The sequence below is a fragment of the Clostridium sp. DL1XJH146 genome, from assembly GCF_054819755.1.
On sequence record NZ_JBTVVN010000102.1, the window covers coordinates 1 to 780 of the forward strand.

1 protein-coding gene is annotated in these 780 nt (G+C 27.8%); it reads left to right on the forward strand.

The annotated features are described in order from the left end of the window. Positions 1-30 precede the first annotated feature (30 nt). A partial coding sequence (locus ACVHXK_RS18665) for an Rpn family recombination-promoting nuclease/putative transposase (protein ID WP_461207916.1) occupies positions 31-780 on the forward strand: 750 nt, incomplete at its 3' end.

The window sequence follows — 780 nt, forward strand, 5'->3', positions numbered from 1 at the left end:
TATAATATAGATATAGAAAGGAGTGATATAATGAAAAGATTGAAGCCATTAAATGATTTTATATTTAAAAAACTTTTTGGGGAAAATGAAGTAAAAGATAATTTAATTGCGTTTTTGAATGCAGTTTTAGATAGAAAAGACAGGGATAGGTTAGTTACATTAGAAATAATAGATAATAATGAATTGACTAGAGAATTAATTGATGATAAAACGTCTATACTTGATGTAAGGGCTAAGACAGAAGATGGAACACAAATAGATATTGAGGTGCAATTAACCAATCAACATAATATGGATAAGAGGACTTTATTTTACTGGGGAAGGTTATTTAATCAAACTATTAGCAAGGGTGAAGATTATCAGAATTTATCTAAGGTTATTACTATAAATATTATGGATTTTGAATACATCGAATTAGAAAAATTCCATAGTAAATTTCATCTATGGGAAGACGAAGAGAAAGATTATATGCTTACAGATTTAGTTGAAATACACTTTGTTGAGATTGCAAAGTTCAATAAATTAGAGCAGAAGAATTTGAAAGAAGATAGACTTCAAAGATGGTTGACTTTCCTTAATAAAGATATTTCAGAAGAAAAATTAGAGGAGTTGATGGAATTGGATTCAGATATTAGAAAAGTAGAAAAGAGATTAGAATATCTAAGTAGTGATGAGAAAACTATAGCTTTATATAAAGCGAGAGAAAAATCACTACATGAGAGAGCTAATATGATAAGTAGTGCTAAGACAGAAGGTATAAAACAAGGTATAAAAGAAGGT